This is a genomic window from Dietzia sp. B32 (assembly GCF_024732245.1).
Taxonomy (GTDB): Bacteria; Actinomycetota; Actinomycetes; order Mycobacteriales; family Mycobacteriaceae; genus Dietzia.
In genome coordinates this window covers 211397-235584 of the sequence record NZ_CP093845.1, presented here as the reverse complement: position 1 = coordinate 235584, position 24188 = coordinate 211397, and the positions used below count along the sequence as shown (strand labels likewise).

23 protein-coding genes and 1 tRNA gene are annotated in these 24188 nt (G+C 71.0%); 12 read left to right on the top strand and 12 right to left on the bottom strand.

Translation table 11 applies throughout. The features are described 5' to 3' along the window. Positions 1–29 precede the first annotated feature (29 nt). Complete coding sequence (locus tag L8M95_RS01150) at positions 30–1448, bottom strand: acyltransferase (RefSeq protein WP_260487524.1); 1419 nt, start codon at positions 1446–1448, stop codon at positions 30–32. 219 nt (positions 1449–1667) lie between these two features. Between L8M95_RS01150 and L8M95_RS01145 the strand changes: the two genes are divergently transcribed. After that, positions 1668–2723 (top strand): NAD(P)/FAD-dependent oxidoreductase, encoded by a 1056-nt coding sequence (locus L8M95_RS01145; protein ID WP_260487523.1) that lies wholly within the window; start codon positions 1668–1670, stop codon positions 2721–2723. Here the strand turns inward: L8M95_RS01145 and L8M95_RS01140 are convergent. The 8 genes from L8M95_RS01140 to L8M95_RS01105 all read right to left on the bottom strand — a co-directional run bounded on the left by L8M95_RS01140 (position 2720) and on the right by L8M95_RS01105 (position 9611). Continuing rightward, on the bottom strand, positions 2720–3727 hold the full coding sequence (locus L8M95_RS01140; RefSeq protein WP_260487522.1) for a nucleoside hydrolase: 1008 nt from the start codon (positions 3725–3727) through the stop codon (positions 2720–2722). The two genes, L8M95_RS01145 and L8M95_RS01140, sit on opposite strands and share 4 nt — an antisense overlap. Continuing rightward, entirely contained in the window at positions 3724–4233 is a 510-nt protein-coding gene (locus L8M95_RS01135; RefSeq protein WP_260487521.1) for a DinB family protein, read from the bottom strand. The genes L8M95_RS01140 and L8M95_RS01135 overlap by 4 nt, the downstream gene beginning before the upstream one ends. Continuing rightward, on the bottom strand, positions 4227–5696 hold the full coding sequence (locus L8M95_RS01130) for an SDR family oxidoreductase (protein ID WP_260489115.1): 1470 nt from the start codon (positions 5694–5696) through the stop codon (positions 4227–4229). Before L8M95_RS01130 ends, L8M95_RS01135 begins: the two co-directional genes overlap by 7 nt. A gap of 102 nt (positions 5697–5798) precedes the next feature. Then, positions 5799–6521 (bottom strand): hypothetical protein, encoded by a 723-nt coding sequence (locus L8M95_RS01125; protein ID WP_260487520.1) that lies wholly within the window; start codon positions 6519–6521, stop codon positions 5799–5801. A 13-nt stretch (positions 6522–6534) separates the two neighbouring features. After that, positions 6535–8130 (bottom strand): ABC transporter permease, encoded by a 1596-nt coding sequence (locus L8M95_RS01120; RefSeq protein ID WP_260487519.1) that lies wholly within the window; start codon positions 8128–8130, stop codon positions 6535–6537. After that, positions 8127–9068, bottom strand: a complete 942-nt coding sequence (locus tag L8M95_RS01115) for an ABC transporter ATP-binding protein (RefSeq protein ID WP_260487518.1) — start codon at positions 9066–9068, stop codon at positions 8127–8129. Before L8M95_RS01115 ends, L8M95_RS01120 begins: the two co-directional genes overlap by 4 nt. Positions 9069–9072: 4 nt before the next feature. Beyond that, positions 9073–9447: a TfoX/Sxy family protein gene (locus L8M95_RS01110; RefSeq protein ID WP_260487517.1), complete on the bottom strand. Its 375-nt coding sequence runs from the start codon at positions 9445–9447 to the stop codon at positions 9073–9075. Between the two features lie 78 nt (positions 9448–9525). Then, positions 9526–9611: transfer RNA gene (locus L8M95_RS01105), tRNA-Leu, on the bottom strand. A gap of 189 nt (positions 9612–9800) precedes the next feature. On the opposite strand from L8M95_RS01105, the gene L8M95_RS01100 reads away from it, so the two are divergent. After that, on the top strand, positions 9801–10343 hold the full coding sequence (locus L8M95_RS01100) for a YbhB/YbcL family Raf kinase inhibitor-like protein (protein ID WP_260487516.1): 543 nt from the start codon (positions 9801–9803) through the stop codon (positions 10341–10343). A 3-nt stretch (positions 10344–10346) separates the two neighbouring features. Here L8M95_RS01100 and L8M95_RS01095 read toward each other — a convergent pair whose 3' ends face one another. Beyond that, positions 10347–11414: a quinone-dependent dihydroorotate dehydrogenase gene (locus L8M95_RS01095; protein WP_260487515.1), complete on the bottom strand. Its 1068-nt coding sequence runs from the start codon at positions 11412–11414 to the stop codon at positions 10347–10349. Positions 11415–11464: 50 nt separating this feature from the next. Continuing rightward, positions 11465–12496 (bottom strand): hypothetical protein, encoded by a 1032-nt coding sequence (locus tag L8M95_RS01090; RefSeq protein WP_260487514.1) that lies wholly within the window; start codon positions 12494–12496, stop codon positions 11465–11467. A 175-nt stretch (positions 12497–12671) separates the two neighbouring features. Between L8M95_RS01090 and L8M95_RS01085 the strand changes: the two genes are divergently transcribed. From L8M95_RS01085 to mshC, 5 genes are read left to right on the top strand one after another with little or no spacing between them, the layout of a single operon-like run. Next, positions 12672–13517, top strand: a complete 846-nt coding sequence (locus tag L8M95_RS01085) for an undecaprenyl-diphosphate phosphatase (RefSeq protein ID WP_260489114.1) — start codon at positions 12672–12674, stop codon at positions 13515–13517. A gap of 47 nt (positions 13518–13564) precedes the next feature. Beyond that, the gene (locus tag L8M95_RS01080) at positions 13565–14269 is read left to right on the top strand and encodes a histidine phosphatase family protein (RefSeq protein ID WP_260487513.1); all 705 of its coding nucleotides are present in this window, start codon (positions 13565–13567) and stop codon (positions 14267–14269) included. A 40-nt stretch (positions 14270–14309) separates the two neighbouring features. Then, entirely contained in the window at positions 14310–14897 is a 588-nt protein-coding gene (locus L8M95_RS01075) for a DUF3090 domain-containing protein (RefSeq protein ID WP_260487512.1), read from the top strand. Beyond that, complete coding sequence (locus L8M95_RS01070) at positions 14894–15676, top strand: SCO1664 family protein (RefSeq protein WP_260487511.1); 783 nt, start codon at positions 14894–14896, stop codon at positions 15674–15676. Before L8M95_RS01075 ends, L8M95_RS01070 begins: the two co-directional genes overlap by 4 nt. Positions 15677–15701: 25 nt before the next feature. Further along, on the top strand, positions 15702–16955 hold the full coding sequence (gene mshC, locus L8M95_RS01065; RefSeq protein ID WP_260487510.1) for a cysteine--1-D-myo-inosityl 2-amino-2-deoxy-alpha-D-glucopyranoside ligase: 1254 nt from the start codon (positions 15702–15704) through the stop codon (positions 16953–16955). Positions 16956–16995: 40 nt separating this feature from the next. Here the strand turns inward: mshC and L8M95_RS01060 are convergent, their stop codons facing one another. After that, a complete protein-coding gene (locus L8M95_RS01060; protein ID WP_260487509.1) occupies positions 16996–17922 on the bottom strand; it encodes a PAC2 family protein in 927 nt (308 codons plus the stop codon). A gap of 49 nt (positions 17923–17971) precedes the next feature. Here L8M95_RS01060 and metH point away from each other — a divergent pair, with 49 nt between their 5' ends. The 5 genes from metH to hisG all read left to right on the top strand — a co-directional run bounded on the left by metH (position 17972) and on the right by hisG (position 24153). Further along, positions 17972–21532: a methionine synthase gene (gene metH / locus L8M95_RS01055; protein ID WP_260487508.1), complete on the top strand. Its 3561-nt coding sequence runs from the start codon at positions 17972–17974 to the stop codon at positions 21530–21532. Positions 21533–21656: 124 nt separating this feature from the next. Further along, entirely contained in the window at positions 21657–22181 is a 525-nt protein-coding gene (locus L8M95_RS01050) for a hypothetical protein (RefSeq protein ID WP_260487507.1), read from the top strand. A gap of 76 nt (positions 22182–22257) precedes the next feature. Beyond that, positions 22258–22992 carry an HAD family phosphatase gene (locus tag L8M95_RS01045; protein WP_260487506.1) on the top strand — a complete coding sequence of 245 codons (735 nt, stop codon included), beginning with the start codon at positions 22258–22260 and terminating at the stop codon, positions 22990–22992. Beyond that, positions 22989–23252, top strand: coding sequence for a phosphoribosyl-ATP diphosphatase (locus L8M95_RS01040; RefSeq protein ID WP_260487505.1), 264 nt, complete (start codon positions 22989–22991; stop codon positions 23250–23252). Before L8M95_RS01045 ends, L8M95_RS01040 begins: the two co-directional genes overlap by 4 nt. A gap of 49 nt (positions 23253–23301) precedes the next feature. Further along, complete coding sequence (hisG, locus tag L8M95_RS01035) at positions 23302–24153, top strand: ATP phosphoribosyltransferase (RefSeq protein ID WP_154830715.1); 852 nt, start codon at positions 23302–23304, stop codon at positions 24151–24153. Positions 24154–24188: the final 35 nt, after the last annotated feature.

Below are 24188 nucleotides of genomic sequence, written 5' to 3'. Positions count from 1 at the left end.
AACTCCTCCGACGGAGGTCGGGGAGGGCCTCAGCGGCGCTCGAGCGCCCTGCGCGCGGGTTCCTCCAGCCAGTGGTGACTGGCCGCGCCCGCCGCCAGGGATCCCGCGACGGTGACCGGCCAGATGACCGCCATCCGCCTGTCCCAGAGCCGGGTGCGCGTGAGGGGGAACGCGGCGTGCAGTACGAGCTGGTGCCACAGGAAGACGCCGTAGGACCAGGTGCCGACCTTCTGCAGGGGCCTCGATTCCAGGAGCGGGAAGCGCGTGCCCTCCGGGGCGAGGACGACAGGCGCCAGGACGAGGAAGGCCATCGTGCCCGCCAGTCCGGTGCGGGCGGCGAATTCGATCGGCCCGGGGTGGACGAACCCCTCGGTGAACCACCCGGGGACCGTGGTGGCCACCAGCGCCGCGCCGCCGGCGACCCACCACCCCCACCTCGAGAGCTGATCCCGGCACAACCGGGCGAGGGTGCCGGGAGGCGCCGTGGCGACCTCGGCCAGGAGCATCCCCGCGGCGAACCACGCGGTGAACGACGGGGGCAGAATCTGGACGTTGACGTCGGCCGGCAACAGCCCGAGGGCGTGCCACGGGAGCATCGGGAACACGAGTCCCGAGGCACCGAAGGCGGCGATCGCGGGGATGCGCCAACGGGCGGCGTCGCCGCGCAGGTCCTTCATCGCGGTCCACAGAAGCGGGAAGGCGAGGTAGTAGGCCATCTCCACCGCCAGAGACCACGCGTGGGTCAACCCGGCGACGAGGAAGTTCGAGGTGTAGATCTGCGTCAGGGTGAGGTTGGCGATCCACGAGTCCGGGCCGTTGACGTGGTTCTGCTCGAGCAACAGCATCGCCGCGGCGACCAACACCGAGTACGCCGGCATGATCCGCACCAGCCGCGAGCGCAGGTACTCCCTGGTCGGCCGGGCGGTCCCGGGCTCGTCCCGGCGGGCGTGGGCCGCGTGGGACCGCCACAACAGGAACCCGGATTTGGCGAAGAAGACCGCCACCGCGAGGTCCAGTCGACCGAACAGCCGCTTGACGGGTGACCCGGTGGAGGCGCGGGTGACGAACGCGACGTGGGTGGTCAGCACGCCGACTGCCGCGAGCCCGCGGATCCCCTCGAGGGCGGGCACGAACCCTCGGGCCCCGGCGAGCCCGCGGGATGCCGTGCCCGTGCCCGTGCCCGGGTCGGCCCGGTCCGGGGGCGCCGGATACGACGCCGGTCCCGATCCCTCGGGGGCCGCGGCGTCGGGGCCCCCCGCGGGCACCGCCGCCGCCGATCGCGACCTGATCCGACGCCGTACGGTCTCCCGCGCGGTCGTCACCGCGGTTCGCACGGTGGCAGCAAGGGGTTCGGCGTCGCCGGCGGCCACCGCCTCGCGACGGGCCGAGACCCCGGCGACGACCGCCCCACCCGCGACGACGATCAGGGCGGCAGCGACAGACCTCATGGACTCTCCCGGGGCGGTGAAGTGGGGCGACGGCGTTGTCCGGGGGAGCCCACGGGCCCACCGGAACATCCGGAGGAGCCTAACACCGGTTCTAGTCGGGCCCCTCGGCCACCCGCGTCGCCCGTGGCGTCGCTGACCGGCGCGGACCGACGCGGACCGGTGATCGAGCCGCCTCACTTTCCGTAGTGTGACACCACCCGTGTGATGGATCGGAGAGCCATGACCCACGCCCCCGCAGACGACGCCGACCCCGGGGCGGTCGCGTCGAGCGACCCCGTTCCCGAGAGCGTGGACGTCCTGATCGTGGGCGGCGGCCCGGCAGGTCTGTCAGCCGCCACCTGGGTCGGCCGGTACCGCCGCTCCACCCTGCTCGTCGACGCCGGGTGTCAACGCAACCTCGCGGCGCGGGAGATCCACGGGATGCTCGGCACCGGCCCCGCCACGCCCGCCGGGTTCTATGCCGATGTCGAGGAGGGTCTCAGCGAGTACCCGACCGTCCGCCGGCTCCGCGGGGTCGTCACCGACCTCGTCAGGGAGGACGACGACGGGTTCGTCGCACGCATCGCGCCGGGCACCACCACCGACGGCGGGGACGAGAACCCCGTCACGGTCACCGCCAAGCGGATCATCCTCGCCACCGGCGTGCGCGACCGGCTACCCGACCTCGCGGGGATCGACGAACACTACGGGGTCGATGTGCACCACTGCCCCGCGTGTGACGGCCTCACCGCCGCGGACCAGCGGATCATCGTCCTGGGCGTGGGTGCCCACGTGCCGGCGTACGCCTCCGAACTGTTGGACTGGGCGTCGGAGGTCGTGATCATCACCGAGAGCGACTCCGACCCGGCCTTCGACGACGACCAGCGCGCCGCCTGTGCCGAGCACGACATCGAGGTGGTCGACGGGGTCGCCCGGGAACTCGTCGGCGACCCCGGCCGGTTGGAGGGGGTGCGGCTCGCGGACGGGAGGATGATCGCGGGATCGAAGGTGTTCTTCTCCTACGCGCACCACCCGACGAACGAGCTCGCGACGTCCCTGGGCTGCGAGCTGGATGACGAAGGCGGTCTCACCGTCAACGCGATGCAGTTGACCAGCGTCGACGGGGTGTACGCCGCCGGCGACATCGTGACCGGCCTGCAGCTCGTGCCGATCGCCGTGGGGACCGGCGCCGCGGCCGGCGTGGCGTGCGCGACCTCGCTGCGCGGGCACGCCACGGCCGAGTGCGTTCCCGACCCGGCACCGCCGACCCGGAACTTCACGCGGCCGGGAAACTAGTCAGGCCGGCCCGCCAGCGAGACGATCGCCGCACAGATCTCGTCCAGCACGGCGTCCGGCCCGCCCGGCACCAGCACATCGGTCGCGATGCGGGCATTGTCCACCCGACCCCGGTGGCCACGCACATCGGCGACCGTCATCCCGCGCGTGTGCTCGCCCACGCACTCGACCCGCACGTGCGCCACCTCGGCCACCACGGCCTGCGGGTGCAGGGCCATCCACGCGACGAACGGATCATGGACCTGCGCGAGGTACCCCTCGCCGACGGAGTCGTGGAACCCGAAGTAGAACCGCAGCGCCTCGGTCAACTGCCGCGCCAGCGGCGACCCCGACGTCTCGAGCAGGCACCGTGACCGTTCCGGGGTCCACACCGCACGTTCGGTGAGGTTCAACCCGCACCACAGCGGGGCCGGGACCGCGGGATCGGCCGCGCGCGCGTCCTCCCACGCCCGACACACCCGGTCGGCGGCTTCCGGGTCGACGTCGACATTCCATTCGCTGACCGGGGTGGTGTTGCCGGGGTGCCCACGGAACGTCCCGCCCATCACCACGAGCCCGCCCAGCAACCGGGGGAGTGCGGGGTCCAACGCCAGGGCATGGGCCAGCGTGGACGAGGGCCCGGTGACGATCCCCAGTAGCTCACCCGGATGTGCGCGCGCCGCGTCCACCCAGAGGCGGGCGCCGTCGCGGGGATCGACCGCCCTCGTCGTCGTCGTCAGTTCCGCGAACCCGGCCCCACGGGGGCCGTGCGTCTCGGGGGTCAGCACGTGGGGCACGACGATCGGGCCGGGCGCCCCGGCGGCCACCGGGAGCTCCGCGGAGCCCGCCAGGTCCAGCCACGCACACGCGTTGCCGACCGTGTCCTCCAACCCGACGTTGCCGGCCGTGCACACCACGCCGGTCAGGTCGATCCGCCCGGCGCGGTGTTCGGCCACCAGGTAGGCGATCGCCAGGGCGTCGTCGATGCCCGGGTCGCAGTCGAGCAGGACCGGGGTCGGACTCACCGCGAGCGGCCCCGGGACAGCAGGACGTCGCGGGTCACCTGCAGCTGGCCGGTGTGGGCGGCGACCTCGTGCAGGATGTGGCCCACGACCCAGTCCGGGGTGAAGGTCCCCGCCCGGCGCGCGGCGTCGACGTCGACCGTGGTCCCGGCGGGAGTGGCCAGCTCGCCGCGTTCGACCGCCGCGGCGACCCACCCGGGCAGCCGTGCGATGAGCGCGCCCAGCCGGTCGAGCTCCGGCCCCACCGGTCCGGTGAAGGCGAACTCGGTGTCACGGTCCCGGTCCGCGTCCTCGCCGCCGAGACACGACGCGCCCCAGGAGGCGAGCACCCCGCACAGGTGGTGGACGAGCGCGGCGGCGGTGTTGGTGGGCCAATCCGACCCCGCGGTCGTGGGCCGCGAGTGCACCAGTGTGTCGGGCCCGTCGCCGCCGAGATCGGCCACCGCGGCGCGGATCGTGGGCAGGAGCTCGTCGGCGAGGATCCGGCGGGCGGCGTCGACGTTCACCACGGGCTGGGCTCGAAGTCCTTGAGGAAGCAGCCGTAGAGGTCCTCACCGGCCTCGCCGCGGACGATCGGGTCCACCACGCGGGCGGCGCCGTCGACGAGGTCCAGCGGCGCGTGGAAGCCCTCCTCGTGCAGCCGGACCTTGGTGGTGTGCGGGCGCTCGTCGGTGATCCAGCCGGTGTCCACGGCGGTCATGAGGATGCCGTGTTCGGTGAACATCTCCTCGGCCGAGGTGCGGGTGAGCATGTTGAGGCCCGCCTTGGCCATGTTGGTGTGCGGGTGGCCGGCGCCCTTGTAGCGCCGCGAGAACTGCCCCTCCATGGCGGAGACGTTGACGACGTACTTGCGCCGCGCCTTCGAGGCCGCCATGGCGGGGCGCAGGCGCGAGACGAGGATGAACGGAGCGACAGAGTTGGCGAGCTGCACCTCGAGCATCTCCATCGGCTCGACCTGCTCGACGGTGGCCACCCAGCTGTTGTGGTCCACCACGTCCGGCAGCAGCCCGCCAGCGTCGATGGCGGTTCCGGCGGCCATGCGCTCCAGCGAGGACGAGCCGGCCTGCAGTGCCAGGGTCGCGATGTGGTCGGCCTCGCGCTCGGCCTCCTCGGACCCGATCAGCGCGGATTCTCCTCCCATGAGGGCGGCCGGGTGCAGCTCGGAGGTGCGGCCCATGGTGACCACGGGGATGTCGGCGGCGCGGCCGGTGAGTGCGGCCGACTCGCCCTCGACGAGCCCGGAATACGACCCGGGGGAGCGGCGCACGGTCTGGGCCGCGTTGTTGATGAGGATGTCCAGCGGGCCGCCGGCGGCGACCTCGTCGGCCAGCGCCACCACCTGGGCGGGGTCGCGCAGGTCCACGCCGATCACGTGCACGCGGTCGGCCCACTCGGAGTGGTCGTCCATCGAGGCGAACCGGCGCGCGGCGTCGCGGGGGAAGCGGGTGGTGATGGTGACGTCGGCGCCGGCGCGCAGCAGCATGAGGGCGATGTACATGCCGATCTTCGCGCGGCCGCCGGTGAGCAGGGCCCGCCGGCCGGTCAGATCCATCTCCGGATCCCGCCGGGCCCGGTTGAGCGCCGCACACCGGGGACACAACTGGTGGTAGAAGGCGTCGACCTGGGTGAAGCGCTGCTTGCAGACGTAGCACGCCATCGCGCGCTGGAGGTGGCCGGCGACGGCGCCCGGGGTGTTGGAGACCAGGCGGATGCCGGCGGTCTCGTCGTCGATGCGGGTGGGCGAGCCGGTCGCGGTGGCCTCGATGACGGCTTTGTCCGCCTCCTGGCGGGCGCGGCGCACCTCGGCGCGGCGGGTCTTCTTGAGGAGCTTGAACATGTGGCCCACCGACCGCTGCACCCGGATGGAGTCGGGGTGGTCCTCGCCGAGCGCGGCGGCCCTGTCGAGGACGCGCAGGCAGATCTCGAGGTCAGCCGGGTCGATACCGCTCGGGTCGATGCGGCCTGGCTCGATACCGCTCGGGTCGATACCGCCTGGCTCGATACCGCTCGGGTCGAAACTGTCTGGGTCGATGCCGGTCACCCCGATACGGTACGACGACGAGGTGGTCAGCCCCTAAACCGTTCTCCCCCGCAGCGTGGAGGCGTCGCCGGCACGCAACCCGATGAGCACGTGCTCCACCGCCCGCAGGTGATGGTCCCGCCCGGAGAGGACGGCGGTGGGGGCGAAGTCGTGGCCCGCGGCGTACGCCTCGGACACCAGCTGGGCGTGGGCCTCCACGGGCAGCGCGCCCGGGCCGTGGCCTCCGTGGGCGACGTGGCCGGCGGGCGCGTCGTGGGCACCGTGGGCGACTGCCGCCCGCCAGTCGTAGGCGCGCCGGCCCAGGCGGATTTGCTCGCCCAGCGCCCGCACCACGTAGCGCGGGCCGAGATACCGGCCCTGCCAGATGTGGACCAGTTCATGCACCAGGGTCGGGGTGGCCCGGGGCCGATCGGTGCCCGCTGCCACCGAGTCAACTGACGTGGTGCCCACCACGCCGGGGTCGGCACCCAGGTAGATCAACCCGGGCAGCGCGAACGCCCGCCGGTGCGGCACGCCCGGGACATGGCCGCGGCGGATCATCACCGAGGTGGGGTCGATCGTGTGACCGAAGACGTCGCGGAGGGCGTCGCGGACCTCTGGAGGCAGATCCAGGGGCGGGGGAGCCAGGCCCAGGGTGTCCAGGCGTCGGTCGGCGGCGCGGGCGACCGCGGCGAGCGACCGTCCCAGGCCGTCGGCGACTCTGTTCATCGTCACGGCGAGGGTCATCCGCACGGCGAGCTCCGTGGTGTCCACCACGGACGGTCGGTGGTCACGGGGCCGCCACGTCACGTCGACGGAAACCCACGAACCCCACCACCAGGAACAGAGCCGTGACCGAGGAGATCCACAGCAGCCCACCCCAGCCGGCCCCGCCCGCGGTGACGCTCGGGACGTGCCAGAACGGGCTGATCGCGAGGTACGGGTCGGGGAGTCTGAACGTCGGCCCGAGCACAGTCAGGGCGAAGGACGCGAACACCCCGACCCACGCGGCGAGGCTCACGTGCGGTCGCGCGCCCACCACGGCGACGGCGAGCGCGACGACCGTCCACACGGCGGGGATCGTGGCCGCGGCCTGGAGCACGGTGGGACCGAACGACACACCGATCCCGGCCCCGGGGGCGCGCGCCGCGATCAGCAGGCCCGCGAGAAGCACGAACGCGGCCGGGGCGGCGAACGCCAGCACCACGTTGCCCGCGAGGTACCGGGCCCGGTGGAGCGCGCCGGCCAGGACGGGTTCGAGCCGGCCCTCCATCTCCTCGTAGCGGAGCTTGAGCATGATCTGGACCCCGGAGACCGCGGCGACGATCCCCACGAGGCGCAGGATCGTCACGATGAACGCGGAGGTCAGGTCGTCCGGGGTGGCGGCCCCCGCCGCGAGGATGGCCCTGACCGCGGTGTCCCGGCGCAGGATGTCCTGGATCGAGGTGGCGAGATACCCGTACATCAGCCCGAGCACGACGAACGCGCCGGTCCAGGTCAGGACGGCTCCTCGGTTGATTCGCAGGGCGAGCCCCCACGACGACCGGATTCGTCCGCGGTCCGGCCCGGGGCACGGCGCGAGGGCGGCCTGCCCGAGGTCGCGACGGGACTGGAGGACGAAGGCGATGGCCAGGCACAGGGTCGTGAACGCCACCGCCCCCAGCAGCGGCCACCAGAGGTCGGTGGTCGCGGGTCGGGTCTCGGTCATCCATCCCAGCGGGTTGACCCAGACGGTCCACGCGGGGGTGTCCACGGTGTAGGCGACACCCCGGAGGAGGAAGAGGGCGCCGAGCGTCCCGATCGCCAGGGAGGAGGCGGTGCGGGCGTCCGAACCCAGTTGCGCCGTGATCGCGGCGACCCCGGCGAACATCCAGCCCGACGCGGTGAAGGTCGCGCCCAGGAGCAGCGAGGACTGCCAGTCACCACCGCAGAGGCCGGTGACGACGCCGGAGACCACGCCGGCGGCGAGGGAGCCGGCCAGCGCCAGCCCTACCCCGGCGAACAGTCGGCTCGCGCGTCCGAGCACACCGGAGGCGAGGAGCTCGGCCTGCCCGGAGTCCTCCTGCCCGCGAGTGGCGCGGATGACGGTGAGGACCGCCCCGAGCGCGGTGAAGAACCCGGCGAGGGCGAGGGCGCGCCAGGCGTTGAACCCGTCGACCGTGCTGAGGTCGAACGCGGGTCCGAAGATGATGCCGAGCGCCGGGTTGTCCCCCACCGCGACAGCGAGCGCGGCCCGCTCCAGCGGATCGGGGAAGAGCAACGGATAGACGAGTACCGACGACGCGGACAGCGCCGTCGCGATGGCGATCCACGGTGCGAAGCGGATCCCGTCGTGCCGGACCGTGGCCCGCAACAGCGGGCGGGTCCCCGCGAGCAACGCGGTCACGGGGTCGCCGCCGGGCCGTCCGTGCCGGATCCGGCGTCGCCTCCATAGACGTCCAGGAAGAGCGACTCGAGCGACGCGGGTTCGACGGTCAGCGCGGCCAGACCGTAGGGGGCGAGCACCGTCATGGCCTCGCCGGTCCTGGCCGCCTCGGCAGTGGCCGAGATCCGATCACCGTCCACCCGGACGTCGCGCAGGAAGTCGAGTCCACACAGTGTGTCCAGTTCGCGCGGTTCCGGGATCCGGCTGAGCGTGGCGCTGATCGACGAGCGGGCGTGGCCACGCAGCTCGGTCAGCGTGCCGGTCCGGGCGATCCGCCCGTCACGGATGATCGACACCCGGTCCGCCAGGGACTCGGCCTCGGCCAGGATGTGGCTCGAGAGCAGCACCGACGTGCCGCGGGCGTTGGCCTCACCGATCACATCCCGGAAGACCTTCGCCATCAGCGGATCCAGTCCACTCGTGGGCTCGTCGAGGATCAGCAACTCGACATCCGACGCCAGGGCCGCGACGAGGGCGACCTTCTGGCGGTTGCCCTTGGAGTACTGGCGACCCCGCCTTGTCGGATCCAGCTCGAAACGCTCGACCAGCTCCGCGCGCCGCCGCTCGTCGAGCCCGCCCCGGAGGTCACCGAGGAGGTCGATCGCCTCACCGCCGCTCATGCCCGGCCACAGGCTGACGTCGCCGGGGACGTAGGCGAGTCGGCGATGCAGGTCCACGACGTCCCGCCAGGGGTCGCACCCGAGGACGGTCGCAGTTCCGCCGTCGGCCCGCAGGAGACCGAGGAGCACCCGGATGGTGGTGGACTTGCCCGCGCCGTTCGGCCCCAGGAACCCCTGCACATGACCTTTCTCGACCTGCAGGTCGACCCCGTTCAGAGCGGGGAACCTCCCGAAGGACTTCGTCAGTCCCCGCACGTCGATCACGTGGTCCGCGCTCACGGGGCTACCCCTGCCGACGGGCCGCGCGGCCGGTGACCGCCCGGTTGTACGCCAGGGCCGGTCCGAGCCACGTGCCCAGGTCCTCGTCCGTCTCGACGGCCGAGGCCGCCACCCTGATCCAGCCGGGACCCATGTCGCGCCCGGCGCCCATCTCGGCCCGGGCGGCGCCGGGGCGGCGGAGGAGCTCGTCGTCGTCTCCGTCGGCCACCCGGAGCAGCATCCCGCCGTCCTCGCCGACACTCACGAGGATCTTCCCGGCGACCATGACGCACCGGCCGCCGAACATCGAGACCTCCCGGGTCACCGGCTCGTCCGCGAGATGCCGGCGGAGGCGGTCGATGAGCTGCTGCTGGGCGGGGGGTGGGGGCGTGCGTGCCATTCGGAGACCTCCCCGGAAAAACAAGTGGGCCCCGGATCCTCACGGATCCGGGGCCACTTCTACTGTCTCGACACAGTGTGCGCGAGGGGGGACTTGAACCCCCACGTCCGTTAATAGGACACTAGCACCTCAAGCTAGCGCGTCTGCCATTCCGCCACTCGCGCTCGCACACTGGTGACCTTCACCGGCTTCGTGCCCGGCTTGGTCGTGCGAGGAATGACATTAGCCGATGCCCGAACCGTGGGCCAAATCGGGGCCCTCCCGTGGGCCACGCCGCGCGGTCATCGCTGGTAGACAGGGACGTGACCGGCTGGAGGATCACTCCACACCGCCACGATCGCAGGAGGATGACGATGACCGACTTCCGTGTGCCCGACCCCTACGCCGCGCTCCCGGAGCTGCCCGCACTAGAGGTGAGCAGCGAGTCGTTCGCCGAGGGCGCGACCCTGACCGCCGCGCAGCTCGGTGGGAAGATGGGCGTCGAGGGCGGCGAGGACAAGTCCCCGCAGGTGAGCTGGAGCGAGGGCCCGGAGGGCACCAGGACCTACGTGGTCACGGTCTTCGACCCGGACGCTCCCACAGCGTCGGGCTTCTGGCACTGGTCGGTGGCCAACATCCCGGCGGACGTCACCTCTCTGCCCGAGGGCGCCTGCATCGGTGATGACACCTCGGGCCTGCCGTCGGGGGCCGTCGTGGTGCGCAACGATGCGGGATTCAAGGGCTTCGTGGGCGCCGCCCCGCCGGCGGGCCACGGTCCGCACCGCTACATCCTCGCGGTCCACGCGGTGGGGGACGAGATCGAGCTCGGTGACGATGCCTCGTGCGCCTTCGTCGGGTTCAACCTGTTCGGCCAGGGCCTGGCCCGCGGCACCGTGACGGGGATCTTCGAGCAGTAGGGTTCAGCGCACCGCCGAGCCGACCGCCTCCGCCAGGGACCCGAACCCGCCCTGGCGGAGGCGCTTGGCCACCAGGCGGTTCGTGCCGCTCAGAAGGGTGGGACCGGTGAAGATGAACCCGGTGTAGGTCTGGACGAGGTTCGCGCCGTGGGTGATGCGGTCCCAGACGTCCTCGGGCGTCTCGATGCCACCGACGGAGATGATGACGATGCGGCCGCCTGCGCGGCCGTGGATCCGCGCGAGGACCTCCCGTGACCGGGCGGCGACCGGCGCGCCGGAGATGCCCCCGGCCCCCAGCGCCTCGACCGACGTGGCGGGTGTCCGCAGTCCGTCCCGGGAGATGGTGGTGTTGGTGGCGACGATGCCCGCCAGACCCAGTTCCAGGACGAGGTCCGTCACCGCGTCGATGTCCGCGTCGTCCAGGTCGGGCGCGATCTTCACCAGGACAGGGATCGTGGCGACGTCCCGCACCGCCGTGAGGATGGGACGGAGCGACTCGACGGCCTGGAGATCCCGCAGGCCCGGGGTGTTGGGGGAGCTGACGTTGACGACGAGGTAGTCGGCGAGACCCGTGAGCATCGTCGCCGAGGCGACATAGTCGCGGACCGCGTCCTCCGCGGGAACCACCTTGGTCTTGCCGATGTTGATCCCCACCGGGTCACTGCTGCGGCGCCGACGCAGGTTGTTGGCGGCGTTGCCGGCCCCGTGGTTGTTGAATCCCATCCGGTTGAGGATCGCCCTGTCCTCGATCAGCCGGAACAGTCGCGGGGTGGGATTGCCCGGTTGGGGAGAGGCGGTCACGGTGCCGACCTCGCTGAACCCGAAGCCGATCGCGCCCCACGAGTCCACGGCGGCCGCGTTCTTGTCGAAACCGGCCGCCAGCCCCAGCGGGCCGGGGAACGTCCGCCCGAGCACCTCCTGGGCGAGCACGGGGTCCCGCACCCCGAGTACCCGGCGCACCACGGCGCCGAGCGGGGGCACCAGGGTCAGGAGCTTGAGCAGGCCGAACACCAGGTGGTGGATCCGCTCCGCGGGAAAGCGGAACAGCACCTTCTTGAGCAGTGCGTACACGGTCCTCCTCGGTGGACGTCCCCGGCGGGGACGGTGGGTCGTCTGGGCGATCAGCTCGCCGGCTCGGTGAGGGTCGGTCGGATGAGGTGCATGCCCGCCCCGTCCGCGGAGCCGACCACCACGGTGCCCGAGTCGGTGACCGCGAGCGAGTCCGGCTGGCGCACCGTCGGGATGTCCGCGCGCCGGATACCGACGCCATCGCCGAGATCGTACGCCTGGACGGTGTTGGTTCCCGTGGACGTGACCCAGACGAGTCCCCTGGAGGTGTCCTCTGCCACCGCCCACGGGGCCGCGGCCACGGGGAACTGCTGATGCAGCCGGACGGGGGAGGTCGAGTACACCAACAGGGTCCCGCCGATGGTGTCACTGGCGACCACGGACGCCTCGCCGAACTCGTCGAGCAGCCCCGCCCCCTTTCCCGCTCGCAGGAGGGGACCGGCGTTGTCGCTCTCGAGATCGATGCTGGCGATGACGGTGTCGGGTCGGCTCAGGGCCGTCACCGAACCGTCCCCGGCGACGCTGATCCGGTCGACCGAGGTCAGCCCGCCGATACGGCGCTGTTCGGCGCCGTCGGCCCCACGGACGACGATCTCGCCCTCCGTGGTTCCGGTGAGCAGTCGGCCGTCAGTGGTCAACGCGGCGGCGGTGACCGGACCCAGACCCGTGACGTCCCGGGTCCGCCCGGTGTCCGACACGAGGACGACCCCGTCCGGATGGGGGACGACGACGGTTCCGTCGTGCGCGGCCGTGGCGTCGCCGGCGTCCGGCGGCAGGGGCACGGAGTCCTCCGCCACCCATCGGGTGCCGTCGACGCGACCGATCTCCAGCGACGGCGGGGCGTCGACCTGGGCGACGACCCGGTCGCCCACCGCGACCAGGGTGCGGACCGAGCCCGGCACCGGGATCACCTCACCCCCGGTCGGGTCGGAGACCTGCGGCGACTCGGCAGGGGAGGCGTTGCCCTGGGCGACCTGGTTCTGCTCCTCGAGCTCGGCGGTGGGCGAGGAGCAGGCGGTCAGACCGACCGCCAGGGCGAGCAGTGCGGCGGGCACGCCGGAACGGCGGAGGACACGTCGGTGCACGGTGTTCCTTTCGACTGCCCGCCATTGTCCACGACGCGGGTGCTCGGGCACCGCCCAGGTCCGTGCGACTACTCTCGCGGCGTGCGGTGACGCGATCCGCGTCCGATCCGCCGCGACCCGAGAGGAAACAACGCACGTGAACACTTCGGTCCTCGCCGCCCAGGGCGCGGAAGGGATGTCCTGGCTGCAGGTCGTCGTCCTGTCCGCGATCCAGGGACTCACCGAGTTCCTCCCCGTCTCCTCGTCCGGGCACCTGCGGATCTTCTCCACGTGGTTCTTCGGAGAGGACGCCGGGGCGTCGTTCACGGCAGTGGTCCAGTTGGGCACCGAGGCCGCGGTGCTGGTGTTCTTCTTCAAGGACATCGTGCGCATCCTCGTCGCCTGGTTCCGGGGTGTGTTCAACTCCGGGCACCGCGCCGACCCGGACTACCGCCTGGGGTGGTTCGTCATCGTGGGCTCGGTCCCCATCGCGATCATCGGTTTCGTCGCCAAGGACTTCATCCGTGACGCCGCGCGGAACCTGTGGATCACCGCCATCGTGCTCATCGTCTTCTCCTTCGTCTTCCTCATCGCCGAGAGGTTCGGTCGGCAGGACCGCCCCGTCGACGCCAAATCGCTCGACGGTCTGACGATGAAGGACGCGATCGTCATGGGTCTGGCGCAGTGTCTGGCCCTCATCCCGGGCGTGAGCCGCTCCGGCGGCACGATCTCCGCCGGACTGTTCCTCAACATGTCGCGGGAGGCCGCGGCGCGGTTCTCCTTCCTGCTGGCGATCCCCGCGGTCCTGGCCTCGGGCCTGTTCAGCCTCCCCGACGCGTTCGAACCGTCAGTGGGGCAGTCCGCCAGCGGGATCCAGCTCCTCGTCGGCTCGGCGATCGCGTTCGTCATCGGGTACGCCGCCATCGCCTGGCTCCTGAAGTTCGTGCAGAACCACTCGCTCGCCTGGTTCGCCGGATACCGCATCCTGCTCGGCGCACTGGTGATGATCCTGCTGGGCACGGGCACGATCCCCGCGACCTGACCTCGCGCACCGCACGTCCGTCGCCGCGTCGTCGGTAACCTTCCCGTATGACCGTCATCCTGCTCCGGCACGGCCGTTCCACCGCCAACACCGCCCTCACGCTGGCCGGACGTACCCCGGGGGTCAGCCTCGACGACACCGGCCACGCCCAGGCCGCGGACCTGGGCCGAAGGCTCGCGGAACTGCCCGTCGAGGCGGTCGTCCGTTCGCCGCTCATGCGGTGCCGTCAGACGGTCGAGCCCCTGGCCGAGGCGCTGGGCGTGGAGCCGCTCGTCGACGAGGGGCTGGTGGAGGTGGACTACGGCACCTGGACGGGACGGCCCCTCTCCGACCTCGCCTCGGAGAACCTGTGGTCTGTTGTCCAGCAGCATCCCTCGTCTGCGGTCTTCCCCGAGGGGGAGTCCCTGGCCGGGATGGCCGGCCGGGCGGTGACCGCCATCCGCCGTCACGACCAGCGGCTGGCCGAGGAGGCGAAGCGCGACGTGCTGTGGGTCGCCTGCAGTCACGGCGACGTCATCAAGGCGGTCATCGCGGACGCCTACGGGATGCACCTCGACCAGTTCCAGCGGATCGTGGTGGAACCGGCGTCAGTGTCCGTGGTGCGCTATACACCGCATCGCCCGTTCGTCCTCCGGGTCAACGACACCGGCGGCGACCTGGCCGGTCTCCGGGGAGACCCCGCCGGCAGGGTCAGCGACGCCACCGCGAGGCACGCCAGCTCGGACGCCGTCCCCGGCGGGAACGTAGCCTGATGATCCGCACCACCACCCACCCCACGAGGAGACCACCGGCATGAGCAGGGCAGTGCACGAGTTCCGCGACCCGGCCCGGTTCGTGGTGGGCACGGTCGGTCAGCCCGGCGAACGTGTCTTCTTCGTCCAGGCCACCGAGGCGGGCCGCACCATCTCCGTGCGGTGCGAGAAGCAGCAGGCACAGATCCTGTCCGAGCGGATGGGCGACCTGCTCGACGAGATCGCCGCCAAGTCCGACGTGCCGGTGCCACCGGCCGGCGGCGTCGTGGACGATCTCGACCCGCTCGAGATGCCGGTCGACGCCGAGTTCCAGGTCGGCACCATGGGGCTCGGCTGGGACGGGGAACACAGCAAGATCGTGGTGGAACTGCTGGCGATGGACCCGTCCGCCACCGACGAGTCCGTGGTGCTGTCGGACGCCGAGGACGCCCCGGACGCCCTGCGCGTCTTCCTCACGCCGCAGCGGGCCCGCCAGTTCGTGCTGCGCAGCGAGCGGGTCGTCTCCGCCGGCCGTGCCCCGTGCCCACTGTGCGGCGAGCCGATCGACACCACGGGCCACCTGTGCGTCCGTCTCAACGGTTACCTCCCTCGGTCCGGTGAGGCGCTCACCGACCTCATCGACCCGTGACCTCCGGCCCGGTCAGCCCCGAGCTCACCGTGCTGTACCGGATCCCGTCCGGCAGCAACGCCGTCTACCACTGTGTGGACGCCCACGGGGACAGCTGGGTCTACAAGCCGTCGGCGGGGGAGCGACCCCTGATGGACTTCCCCGACGGCAGTCTCGCCGCGCGGGAGATCGCCGCGCACGCGGTCTCCGAGGCGCTGGGCTGGGGGCTCGTGCCCCAGACCGTCGCGGCGCACGGCCCGGGTGGACCGGGCATGGCGCAGCGGTGGATCGAGGAGCTCGACAGGGAGCAGCGCCCCGGGCACGACCCGATCGACGTCCACCCCGCCGACGCCGTCCCGGATGGCCGCGCGGTCGTGCTGCGCGGGGAGGGCGCGCGGGGGGAGGACGTGGTGGTCGCGCACGACGTCGACGACCGGATGCGTCGCATCGCGGTGTTCGACCACGTGGTCAACAACGCGGACCGCAAGGGTGGGCACGTCCTCGTCGACGCCGCGGGTGTGGTGTGGGCGATCGATCACGGACTGTCGTTCCACGCCGAGCCGAAGCTGCGCACCGTCCTGTGGGGGTGGGCGGGACAACCCCTCACCGCCGACGAGGTGACGGGTCTGGAACGGCTCCGCCGCGGCCTCGCGGCGGGCGGTAAACTCACAGCAGCCCTGTCCGACCTGCTGTCCTCCGCCGAGATCGAGGCCCTCACCGCGCGTGTCGACGCTCTCATCGCGAGCCGGGTGTTCCCCGTCCCGGGGACGCGTTACCCCTTACCCTGGCCGCTGTTCTGACCGCGCTGTCTCTAGACTCGGCCGCATGCACTCGTGGTCCTCGCCTGTCGTCCCCCCGGTCCCCGGCGACGGAGTCCCCCTGAGGTTGTTCGACACGGCGGGCGGCGAGGCCCGCGAGGTGGCGCCGGGGCCGGTCGCGGGGATGTACGTCTGTGGGATCACCCCGTACGACACCACCCACCTGGGTCATGCGGCCACCTACCTCACCTTCGATCTCGTCTACCGGCTGCTGCTCGACGCCGGCCACGAGGTCCACTACGTCCAGAACACCACCGACGTCGACGACCCGCTGTTCGAGCGCGCCGAGCGCGACGGTGTCGACTGGCGGGAGCTCGGCGACCGTGAGACCGAGCTGTTCCGGACGGACATGGAGGCGCTGCGGGTCCTCCCGCCGCGCGACTACGTCGCGGCGACCGAGACCATCGACGAGGTGATCGACATGGTGGCCGAACTCCTCGAGCGAGGCCACGCCTACTGCATCGATCCCGCCGTCGACGGGTACTCGGACGTCTACTACCGCCATCGCGCCACGGAGGACTTCGGCTACGAGTCCGGGTACGACGACGACGAGATGGCAGCCGCCTTCGCCGAGCGCGGTGGCGACCCGGGCCGAACCGGCAAGGAACACCCGCTGGATGCGCTGCTGTGGCGCGTGAGGCGGCCCGGCGAGCCGTCGTGGCCCTCGCCCTGGGGCGCGGGCCGACCCGGTTGGCACATCGAGTGCTCGGCGATCGCCCGCAACCGACTGGGGATGGAGTTCGACATCCAGGGCGGCGGAAGCGACCTGGCGTTCCCCCACCACGAGTTCTCGGCGGCGCACGCCGAGGCGGCGACGGGGGAGCGGCCCTTCGCCCGGTTCTACGTGCACGCCGCCATGATCGGTCTCGACGGCGTCAAGATGAGCAAGTCCCTCGGCAACCTCGTACGCGTCCAGGCGCTGCGGGAGGAGGGCGTCGATCCGGCCCTCATCAGGCTCGGCCTGTTCGCCGGGCACTACCGCGTCGACAGGTCCTGGTCCGACGGTCTCCTCGAGGCCGCCCGCGTCCGGTACGACACCTGGAACCGGGCCATCGCCCAGGGTGCCGGCGCGGATTCCGCGGCTGTGATCTCGACCCTCCGTGAGCGCCTGGCGGACGACCTCGACACCCCCGGTGCGCTCGCCGCGGTCGACGAGTGGGCCCGGGCGACCCTGGACGGCGACCGGACGGACCCGTCCGCCGGCGGCGCGGTCGCCACCGCCCTGGACGGCCTGCTCGGCATCCCGCCGGCCACCGCCTGACCGGCGGGACGCGCACGACGCGCCCCGCCCGGCCGCGGGGTCACCCGGCGTCGGGCTCGTCCCGGTCACCCCGGAGAAAGCGTTCGAACTCGGCGGCGATCGCCTCGCCGTCGACCAGGGGCATCGCGTCCCCGCCCGACGCCCGGCCACGGTCGGGCTCGGGGTCGATCCCCGGGGTCACCCCGGACTCCTCGTCCACCCGGTCCTCGAGGGACTGGATGTAGTCGCGCAGGTCCTCGTCCTCGCCCGCCGCGGCGTCCACCCGGTCGGCCCACGTCCGGGCCTGCACGCGCAGGGCGTCCATCGGCACGGCCATGCCCAGGTTTTCGGCGAGCCAGGACAGCATCGCCTCGGTGCCCCGCGGGTTCGGTGGCGAGGCCACGTAGTGGGGGACGCCCGCGAACAGGCTCAGGGTGGGAACGCCCGCCTCGGTGAGCAGTTGCTGCAGCACTCCGGACATCCCGGTGGGCCCCTCGTAGTCCGACGGCTCGACGCCCATGGTCGCCATCCGCTGCCGGCTGAACGCCGCGCCGGTGAGGGGGACCGGTCGGGTGTGCGGCACATCCGCGAGATAGGCCCCCAACAGGACCACCTGGGTGACGCCGAGGGTGTCGACCAGGTCGACGAACTCGGAGGCGAACCTGCGCCACTTCAGGGCCGGCTCGGGCCCGCGGACCAGCAACACGTCGTTGGCCACCCCGTCCGGTCGGCATGCCGACACCACGACCCGGGGCCACTCCACCGAACGGGACACCCCGCCCGAGATCCGGACGACCGGCCGCTGGTCGAGGTAGTCGAAGAACTCGTCACCCCCCACCTCGGCGATCTGGCGGGCCTCCCAGTTCAGTGCGAGGTGTTCGACGGTGCCCGTCGCCACGTCCGCCGCGTCGTTCCAGCCCTCGAAGGCCACGATCATTACCGGGCTCTCCAGATCGAGATGCCCGTCGGGACTCCATTGGACAGTCATTAGTACAGCCTACGTTCGTCCGGTTGTACGTCACCCATACACTGGGCCCATGTCTGTCGATTTCGATTCGCCCTTATTGGATGCCGCCCGTCGGCGAGTACTGATCGGTGACGGGGCGATGGGCACGATGCTGCAGGCCGTCGACCTGGATGTGGATGCGGACTTCCTGGGCCTGGAGGGATGTAACGAGATCCTCAACGCCACCCGTCCGGACGTGGTGGAGGACATCCACCGGGCGTTTTTCACCGCCGGCGCCGACCTGGTCGAGACCAACACCTTCGGGTGCAACCTGTCCAACCTGGGGGACTACGACATCGTCGACCGGATCGGCGAGCTCGCCGAGAAGGGTGCGGCGATCGCCCGCAAGGTCGCGGACGAGATGGGTCCGTCCGAGGACGGGACCCCCCGGATGGTGCTGGGCTCCCTCGGGCCGGGCACCAAGCTGCCCTCACTTGGGCAGACCACCTTCGATGAGATGCGGGACGCCTACGCCCGGGCCGCCGAGGGACTGGCCCGCGGGGGCGCCGATGCGTACCTCATCGAGACGAGCCAGGACCTGCTCCAGGTGAAGGCCGCGGTGCTGGGGTGTCAGGACGGGATGGCCGCCGCCGGACGTCGGCTGCCGATCATCTCCCACGTCACGATCGAGACCACCGGCACGATGCTCCTCGGGTCCGACATCGGCGCGGCCCTCACCGCGCTGGAGCCGCTGGGGATCGACATGATCGGCCTCAACTGCGCCACGGGCCCGGCCGAGATGATCGAACACCTCCGGTTCCTGTCCCGGCACGCCGGGATCCCGGTGTCCGTCATGCCCAACGCGGGTCTGCCGGAGCTCGGCGAGCACGGCGCCGTCTACCCGCTGGGCGCGGAGGCGTTCGCGCCGCAGGTCGCCGACTTCGTCTCCGAGTTCGGGCTGTCGATGGTCGGTGGTTGCTGCGGAACCACGCCCGAGCACATCACCCGCCTCCGGGAAGAGGTCCTGGGCCGCGAGAAGGCCGAGCGTCAGGTGGAGCCCGTCAACGCGGTCGCCTCGCTGTACACCTCGACCCCGCTGCGCGCCGACGCCGGGATCCTCATGATCGGTGAGCGCACCAACGCCAACGGTTCCAAGCGGTTCCGCGAGGCCATGCTCGCCGGTGACTGGGACACCTGCATGGACATCGCCAAGGAACAGATGCGCGACGGTGCGCAGATGGTCGACCTGTGTGTCGACTACGTCGGCCGGGACGGCTCCGACGACATGAGGGAGCTGGCCGGACGGCTGGCCACCTCCTCGACCCTGCCGATCATGCTGGACTCGACCGAGCCCGGCGTCATCGAGGCCGGCCTGGAGAAGCTGGGGGGCCGCTGCGCGGTCAACTCGGTGAACTACGAGGACGGAGACGGGCCGGAGTCCCGCTTCCAGCGGATCATGCAGCTCGTCTCCCGGCACGGTGCCGCCGTCGTCGGGCTCACCATCGACGAGGAGGGCCAGGCGCGCACCGCTGACCGCAAGGTCGAGATCGCCGAGCGGCTCATCGCCGACCTCACCGGCAACTGGGGGGTGGCGGAGGACGACATCATCATCGACTGTCTGACCTTCCCCATCTCGACCGGTCAGGAGGAGGTCCGCAAGGACGGCATCGAGACGATCGAGGCCATCCGTCGGCTCACCGGCTCGCACCCGAGGATCCACACCACGCTGGGGTTGTCGAACATCTCGTTCGGCCTCAACCCGGCCGCCCGCCAGGTGCTCAACTCCGTGTTCCTGCACGAGTGCATCCAGGCGGGCCTGGACACCGCGATCGCGCACAGCTCCAAGATCCTGCCGATGAACAAGATCGACGAGCGGCAACGTGAGGTCGCCCTGGACCTGGTGTACGACCGCCGCCGTGAGGGATACGACCCGCTCCAAGTGTTCATGGAGCTGTTCGAGGGCGTCTCCGCGGCCGGGGCGAAGGATGCACGGGCGGCGGAGCTCGCCGCGATGCCGCTCATGGAGCGCCTGGCGGCGCGGATCGTCGACGGCGAGCGCAAGGGTCTCGAGGCCGACCTCGACGCCGCGATGGCCGAGATGCCCCCGCTGGAGATCATCAACACCCACCTGCTCGGTGGGATGAAGACCGTCGGTGAGCTCTTCGGTTCCGGCCAGATGCAGCTGCCGTTCGTGCTGCAGTCGGCGGAGACCATGAAGGCCGCTGTCGCGCATCTGGAACCCCACATGGAGGCCAGCGACGAGGACGGCAAGGGCCGCATCGTCCTGGCCACGGTCAAGGGCGACGTGCACGACATCGGCAAGAACCTCGTGGACATTATCCTGTCCAACAACGGGTACGACGTGGTCAACATCGGCATCAAGCAGCCGATCTCGGAGATCATCTCGGCGGCCCGCGAGCACAAGGCCGACGTGATCGGCATGTCCGGCCTGCTGGTGAAATCGACCGTGGTGATGAAGGACAACCTCGCCGAGCTCAACTCGGAGGGCATCGCCACCGAGTTCCCGGTCCTGCTCGGCGGGGCCGCGCTGACCCGGTCCTACGTCGAGGTCGACCTGGCGGGGATGTACCAGGGCGAGGTGTTCTACGCGCGGGACGCGTTCGAGGGCCTGCGGCTCATGGACGAGGTGATGACGTCCAAGCGCACCGGGGTCCCGATGTCGCAGTCGTCGGAGTCCGCGGCCAAGGCGGCGGAGCGTCGTGAACGCCGTGAGCGCAGCGAGCGGATCGCCGCCAAGCGCGCGGCCGAGGCCGAGCCCGTCGTGGTCCCCGAGCGGTCGGATGTCGCGGCTGACCAGCCGATCGCGACTCCTCCCTTCTGGGGGACCCGGATCGCCAAGGGGATCCCGGTGGCCGACTACGCCGGTCACCTGGACGAACGTGCCCTGTACTTCGGTCAGTGGGGCCTGCGCGGCACCCGCAGCGGGGAGGGGCCGGACTACGAGGAACTCGTGGCCACCGAGGGTCGACCCCGCATGCGTGCGTGGATCGACCGTCTGACCACGGAGAACATCCTGTCCCACTCCGCCGTCGTGTACGGCTACTTCCCGGCCTACTCGGTCGGTGACGAGATCTGGATCCTCGCCGAGCCGCGCCCGGACGCCGAGGTGCTCCACAGGATCGCGTTCCCGCGCCAACAGCGTTCGCGCTTCCTGGCCATCCCCGACTTCGTGGCCTCCAAGGAGCGGTGCGAGGCCGAGGGAGTGGTGGACGTCCTGCCGTTCCAGTTGGTCACGATGGGCAAGCCCATCGCCGACTTCGCCAACGAACTCTTCGCCGCCGACAACTACCGTGACTACCTCGAGGTGCACGGCCTGTCCGTCCAGCTCACCGAGGCCCTCGCCGAGTTCTGGCACCGGCGCGTCCGCGACGAACTCCGACTGCCAGAGGGCTCGGTCTCCGACGAGGACCCGGACAGCATCGAGGAGTACTTCAACCTCAAGTACCGGGGCGCCCGCTACAGCTTCGGCTACGGCGCCTGCCCGGACCTGGAGTCACGCAAGGTCGTCGTGGACCTGCTCGAGCCCGAGCGCATCGGCGTCGAACTCTCCGAGGAACTGCAGCTGCATCCCGAGCAGTCGACCGACGCGTTCGTGCTCTACCACCCGGAGGCGAAGTACTTCAACGTCTGATCGCCGCGGGCCGGAACCCCGGCCCGCGGCCGGCACCAGGCGATAACAGTCCTTGATACTGCGGGAGCTTTCTTCGACACAATGATGTGAGTACGATCACATCCAGTCCGGAGAAGGAGTCATCATGACCACCGTCCGTAGATCTGCCGCTCTCGCCTGTATGGCGACCCTGCTCGCAGGTGGAGCGGCTGTGGCGACCGCTCCGGCGGCCGTCGCCCAGGTGTGGCGCGAGTCGCCCGCGTGGGACGTGCGTCTGCCGTATCCCCTCGGCGGCGAACACACCATCCGGTTCGGTGTCCTGAGCAGCTGCCTGCGGGGTGGTGACGACGCGTTCCACCAGTCCATCGCGGCGAACGCCCGGGACCTCGACCAGCCGATCGGATCCTTCGACTTCTCGGCCGCGATGTTCCCCTTCAACTCGGCGACGGTCTCGTGGCACAACATCGACACCGACGCCCGGGGGACGCAGACGGTCCAGTCGACCGGTCCGGAGGTGGGCGTCGGGGCCACGCACACCGGGCGCGGGTGGGTGGCGGTCACCATCACCGCCAGCAAGTCCGCTCTCCCCACGTTCGCGCCGGGCTCGGTCGTACCGTTCGCGTCCTTCACCCATACCGAACGGTTCATCGTTCCCCCACGGGACTGCTGACGCGACTCCGGCGGACGGATCCCCGCAGGGTCCCTCGCGTCACCCCCGGTTCACCCGGCTCGGGTAGACAGGTGCCGTGACCAGCATTTCCCCTGACCGTATTCCGTCCCCTGACCGTGTTCCGGCCGCCGTGTGTCTCGACATGGACGGCACCCTTGTCGACACCGAACGGTTGTGGGACATCGCCGTGTACGAGCTCGCCGAGTACATGGGACGCCCCCTCGACGAGACGACCCGCGAGCGGACCCTCGGTAACTCTCTCCACGGGTTCTTCGAGATCCTCGGCGAATACACGGGACGCCGGATCGAGGGCGAGGAGTTCGATCGCCTGGCCCACCGCCTCAACTCCCGTGTCACCGAGCTGATGCGTACCGATATGAGGTGGCGTCCGGGCGCCGAGGACCTCCTCGCCGACATCGCCTCGACGGGGACACGGGTCGCGTTGGTCACCAACACCACCGCCGATGTCGCGGTGGTGCCCCTGGAGTTCATCGACCGCTCCCGCTTCGACGTGGTCGTCACGGGCTGCATGGTCGCCGACGCCAAGCCCGCACCGGACCCGTACCTGCTGGCCTGTGCCCGCCTCGGGGTGGATCCCGGTGAGGCGGTGGCGGTGGAGGATTCCGTCACCGGTGCGACCGCTGCGGTCGCCGCCGGGTGCCGCGTGCTCTACATCCCGTCGACCGACGGGCAGCCCGACGTCCCCGGCGCGCACACCCACACGACGCTGGACGGGGTCGACACCGCCGCGCTCCACGCCCTCACCTCCGGCACACCCGCGCGTACGGCTGTGGGACAATCGAGCACGTGAAGACCTTCGACTCGCTGTTCACCGAGCTGTCCGAGCGCATCGTCGCGCGCCCCGAGGGGTCCGGCACCGTCGCCGCGTTCGACAAGGGTGTGCACCATCTGGGCAAGAAGGTCATCGAGGAGGCGGGTGAGGTCTGGATCGCCGCCGAGTACCAGTCCGACGAGGAACTGGCGGAGGAGATCTCCCAGCTCATGTACTGGACCCAGGTCATGATGCTCAAGCGCGGACTGAGCCTCGAGGACGTCTACCGACATCTCTAGTCCCCGCCTCCCGTCCACCCCCACGCTCACAGATCCCGGAGCCCCCGTCATGCTGCGCGTCGCACTGCCCAACAAGGGCGCACTGTCCGAGTCCGCTTCCGAGATGCTCGCCGAGGCGGGCTACCGGCGTCGCCACGAGGGGAGCAAGGATCTCACGCTGATCGACCCGGACAACGACGTCGAGTTCTTCTTCCTGCGCCCCAAGGACATCGCCGTCTACGTCGGATCCGGCCGCCTCGAGATGGGGATCACCGGCCGGGATCTGGCCGCCGACTCCATGGCCGAGGTCGACGAGCTCCTCGATCTGGGCTTCGGTCACTCCACGTTCCGTTATGCCGGTCCCGCAGGGGCGGGATGGTCCACGGATCGGCTCGCCGGCGCCCGGATCGCGACCTCGTACCCCAATATCGTCCGTCGGGACCTCCAGGAGCGGGGGATCGAGGCGGAGGTCATCCGCCTGGACGGCGCCGTGGAGATCTCCATCCAACTGGGAGTGGCGGACTGCATCGCCGACGTCGTGGGGTCCGGACGGACGCTCAAGGTCCACGGCCTCGAGGCGTTCGGCGACATCCTGTGCGACTCGTCCGGCGTCCTGATCTCCCGTTCGGACGCCGAGGTGTCCGCGGCCATGGCGCAGCTCAGGGCACGTCTACAGGGTGTGGTGTTCGCCCAGCAGTACATGATGCTCGACTACAACTGCCCCAAGGATCTCCTCGCCGACGTCTCCGCGATCACGCCGGGCATCGAGTCGCCCACGGTCTCGCCGATGGCCGACCCTGCGTGGATCGCGGTCCGGTCGATGGTTCCGCGCAAGCGGGTCAACTCGATCATGGACGAGCTCGCCGCGGCCGGGGCGAAGTCGGTCATCGCGACCGATATCCGTTCCTGCCGGATGGGCTGACAACCGAGAAAATCCGCTACTCCTTTTTCGGATCC

Bases quoted from the DNA above. Each gene is read 5' to 3' on its own strand.
- L8M95_RS01075 (WP_260487512.1), top strand. From the start codon at position 14,310: ATGAGCAGGGCAGTGCACGAGTTCCGCGACCCGGCCCGGTTCGTGGTG.
- L8M95_RS01080 (WP_260487513.1), top strand. From the start codon at position 13,565: ATGACCGTCATCCTGCTCCGGCACGGCCGTTCCACCGCCAACACCGCC.
- L8M95_RS01100 (WP_260487516.1), top strand. From the start codon at position 9,801: ATGACCGACTTCCGTGTGCCCGACCCCTACGCCGCGCTCCCGGAGCTG.
- L8M95_RS01050 (WP_260487507.1), top strand. From the start codon at position 21,657: ATGACCACCGTCCGTAGATCTGCCGCTCTCGCCTGTATGGCGACCCTG.
- L8M95_RS01110 (WP_260487517.1), bottom strand. From the start codon at position 9,447: ATGGCACGCACGCCCCCACCCCCCGCCCAGCAGCAGCTCATCGACCGC.
- L8M95_RS01150 (WP_260487524.1), bottom strand. From the start codon at position 1,448: ATGAGGTCTGTCGCTGCCGCCCTGATCGTCGTCGCGGGTGGGGCGGTC.
- hisG (WP_154830715.1), top strand. From the start codon at position 23,302: ATGCTGCGCGTCGCACTGCCCAACAAGGGCGCACTGTCCGAGTCCGCT.
- metH (WP_260487508.1), top strand. From the start codon at position 17,972: ATGTCTGTCGATTTCGATTCGCCCTTATTGGATGCCGCCCGTCGGCGA.
- L8M95_RS01060 (WP_260487509.1), bottom strand. From the start codon at position 17,922: ATGACTGTCCAATGGAGTCCCGACGGGCATCTCGATCTGGAGAGCCCG.
- L8M95_RS01145 (WP_260487523.1), top strand. From the start codon at position 1,668: ATGACCCACGCCCCCGCAGACGACGCCGACCCCGGGGCGGTCGCGTCG.
- mshC (WP_260487510.1), top strand. From the start codon at position 15,702: ATGCACTCGTGGTCCTCGCCTGTCGTCCCCCCGGTCCCCGGCGACGGA.
- L8M95_RS01085 (WP_260489114.1), top strand. From the start codon at position 12,672: ATGTCCTGGCTGCAGGTCGTCGTCCTGTCCGCGATCCAGGGACTCACC.